This is a genomic window from Cryobacterium sp. TMT3-29-2, assembly GCF_004564305.1.
GTDB classification, from domain to species: domain Bacteria; phylum Actinomycetota; class Actinomycetes; order Actinomycetales; family Microbacteriaceae; genus Cryobacterium; species Cryobacterium sinapicolor.
In genome coordinates this window covers 1-3,303 of record NZ_SOGK01000075.1, presented here as the reverse complement: position 1 = coordinate 3,303, position 3,303 = coordinate 1, and the positions used below count along the sequence as shown (strand labels likewise).

At 57.8% G+C, this 3,303-nt stretch carries 3 protein-coding genes and 1 pseudogene; 1 reads left to right on the top strand and 3 read right to left on the bottom strand.

Annotated features, from left to right (window positions below; translation table 11 throughout):
- Positions 1 to 85: pseudogene (locus tag E3O67_RS17205) on the bottom strand (recombinase family protein); the annotation flags it as partial.
- A gap of 283 nt (positions 86 to 368) precedes the next feature.
- The gene (locus E3O67_RS09415; RefSeq protein ID WP_135102533.1) at positions 369 to 1,700 is read right to left on the bottom strand and encodes a hypothetical protein; all 1,332 of its coding nucleotides are present in this window, start codon (positions 1,698 to 1,700) and stop codon (positions 369 to 371) included.
- A gap of 179 nt (positions 1,701 to 1,879) precedes the next feature.
- Here E3O67_RS09415 and E3O67_RS17445 point away from each other — a divergent pair, with 179 nt between their 5' ends.
- Positions 1,880 to 2,479, top strand: a complete 600-nt coding sequence (locus E3O67_RS17445; protein ID WP_241982094.1) for a recombinase family protein — start codon at positions 1,880 to 1,882, stop codon at positions 2,477 to 2,479.
- Positions 2,480 to 2,619: 140 nt separating this feature from the next.
- Here E3O67_RS17445 and E3O67_RS09405 read toward each other — a convergent pair.
- A partial coding sequence (locus E3O67_RS09405; protein WP_135102532.1) for a Type 1 glutamine amidotransferase-like domain-containing protein occupies positions 2,620 to 3,303 on the bottom strand: 684 nt, incomplete at its 5' end.

Sequence of the window (3,303 nt, the reverse complement as noted above, 5' to 3'; positions counted from 1 at the left end):
CGCCGGCGGCCAGGAGTGCGTCTCGTTGTAGATCAGTGCTCTGCGAACCATCAGCTTTTGACACGCGCATGTATCCGACGAGCATGCTCGACCCCTGTCATTTAAACGTCCGATTGAGCGACCGAGTAATCTCGCCCGTCGAGGTAGGCAGACACTGTCACACCACCCGTCATTTAATCTCCATATCGCAAACGATGCACAACAGACCAACGTGACGGCTGCACAGCCCCCCGCGCTGTCATGGTCCGCCCTATCATCTGGTGCGCCGTGAGCTGAGTCCGCGAGACTCCACAGAGGCCCGAATACCTCATGTCATGGGTCAAGAGGCGCTGGGGTTTTGAGACACTTCGCATATTGCGGTTGCAGCTTCAGACCACCCGCACTGGAGCATCGTTTGCGGCCCACTCGGGCCGTGAAGAGTTTGAGGTCACATCGGTCCATCCGCCTCCCTCGGTCGGGAAGCAAGCTGGCGGCTCTACGCCTTCATATTGCCACTCGATCGCGAGATCCCCGTCTCCTCCGACCCCAAAGAACCACCCGCTCGGAGTTTCCCGCCAGGCGTACCAGGCTTGGCTGTCGCTGCGGACTCTGAGCTCAATGCCGTGCTTGAGCGGCAGGCCATCCTTCGTGACGTCGCCGAGGAGCTCGAGCATGTCGGACTTAAAGTGACCAAGGCGATTCCGATGCCATCCCATTTGCATGTAGAAGAGGTGTTTGAGTACTTTCTTGGTGGCCGCGAACTCGCGTCGATCTCGACGAAGTCCGTTCTCGTCCGTTCCGGCGACACCTGACATGGTCAGCAGCCGCTCAAGTCGATCTTTCTCTGCATTGACGTTGCGTCGAATAGCTCGGCGGTAATCCCGCATTACTTGCTGGGCACCCCGAAAGGTCTTCTGTCGGGCGAGTCGTCCTAGCCATTGACCCGCAAAATGGGCGGCGTAGAAGGTGCTGAAATGGATGCCCATCAGAAAGGCCAAACGAACACGCCGCGGCGGTTCCACCTTGTTGTTGTGCCAGCTAAGGAGGCTCAATACCGTCTCTGCGCTCATGAGGATTGCAAGGGCAATAATCAACGGTAGGAGCATGAGCGGGAGCCAGATCGAGAGCGCAAGCGAAAGCGCGATGTCGCGGATGCTAAGCGCATCCCACGACGAGACCAGCGTGTATGTGGTGAACGCTGCGAGCCCAATCCCGATAAGGCTGAGAAGTACGTCGCATCCCCTGGCGAGCTTGTGTGTCTCCGGCGCGCGCTTGCCGTACACAGAGAGCATCGCCAGTACAACGAGCACTGATTGGAGGAAGAGCTCTCCCGGGATTGAGAATGAAGCGAGCGCCACATAGAAAGCAAGAAAGGCTGACAAGCCGATCGTCTCCCGGCCAACTGATCGGACGAGCTTCACTCCTGACTTCACTTTGGGGGCGCTGACGATTAGAGGAAGGCCAACGAAGAAGATTGTGATGAGGGTGTCCTTAAGGATGCCAACACCCCAGAGATCTAGCTGCGCAGCCAACGCAACGCAACCTGTCGCATAGAGGAGATATACGGCCACGACGACAAGAATTTTCCAGTTGAAGAACGCCCCAAACAATTCTCGAACTGCCAACCGAATCTCAGATCGGTTCTTTGCGAAAAGAAGCAGTGCCATCACAGTAAGAGCCATGAGTATGAGGGATGCGATTTCTCGATTCGTTAGCGCCATGGCGCCAGATTACGGCCCGCAGCGACCCCAATCGACGACAACTCTGATCCGTTAGTCGTACTGACCGCAGCAACTTGGCAGCGCAAGCGAGACGATATTCGTCCTGCAGTGCCCATACTGCGTGGAACGTCTCGTTACCCTAGGGATATGAGACGTCTCACGACCGTCCCCTAGTCCCCATGAACACTGGTGTGACTTTTGGTGCTTTGTGGCGGCATTATGTGATCGCTATTTGTCGCGCCAACCCGGTTGCCGGCGCTGGCTCAGAGCGGGTACTCAGCGTCTTGTATCCCATGGGATACGAGACGCTTGGGTTTCGAGACGCCCAGCCGCGGCCAATGCGACGGCCATCCACTTTATTCCTCGTCAGCTGGGCGGGGCGTGGTTTTGATCCACAGGGCTCCGCGGCTGTCCGGCTCGGCTCGGTGCCGGCGTGTGCGTCGCTGTGGGAGGCTTGCGGTGTGAGCGGAAGACTGCACAGCAAATCCGTCCACGACCCCAATGATCCTGTCGGACGACTCCTGTTTAACGTGCTCGCCATGGTTGCCGAGTTCGAATCCGATCTGATTCGTGCCCGAACGCGCGAAGGCATGCAAGTCGCGAAAGCGAAAGGGCGACTCCGTGGGAAACAACCGAAGCTGTCGAACACTCAACAGAAACTTCTCGTGGAGGTGCACAACGCCGGTACTCACTCGACAGCAGAGATTGCCGAGCTGTTCAACGTGGCTCGCTTGACTGTGTATCGGACTGTCCAGCGACAGCTCGGAACCGGACGCTGAACAACCGCTCTTTACCGTTCCCGTTGCCGGGCACTCTCGCCCTACAACGGGAACGCTCACTGTGGCAGGGCTGATTAAGGTCATTGTCCCTCCAGCATCCCTGTGAGCAGCAGGAAAACGGTGCTGTATAGGACAAAGGACTACGCAGTGGCGGGAGAGGCAACCATACGCACATCCCTGTTTTCTACAAGCAGGGCGGCGTCATCCGGCAGCATCGTCAGTCCGAGCATTCCGTCCAGCCGACGAGCCACCTCAGCGATTACCTCCGGCGGGTACGGCGGCAGCTGGCCATCAGCATGAGGCAGAATCACCGCATCCACGAGTCCGAGACCGCTGAGATCATCCAAGGACGTTCCGTCCGTGTGGCCGTCGAGTGCAATCGCTGCATCAATGCTTTTCCCTGTAATTATAGCGCCGGCGCTGGCTCCGATGTAAGGCAGCCCTGCGCGGACCCGCTCGATCAGGACTTCGTCAGTGCCTGTGCTGCGCAGAATGGCCATCAGACAATCAGCCATACCACCGGCTACATAGACCGCATCGACGGTATCAAGTGCGGCAGAAAAATCAGCAGCGGTACCGTCTCCGATCGTCAGCGGGACGAGCGTGTATCCCAAACTTTGAAGCTGAAGACGTTCCCGCTCAACAAATGGAGCATCACCGAGCGGCTTGGCTGCGTCATTGATATAAGCGATACGGATGTCCGAGAGAGAGTCTGATTGGCCCTGACCCCGTCGAGTGGACACCTCACAAGAGAGAATGTTCACTATGGCAAGATCACGTCGGGACTTCACCCCTGAGTACAAAGACGAGGCCGTGAAGCTGGT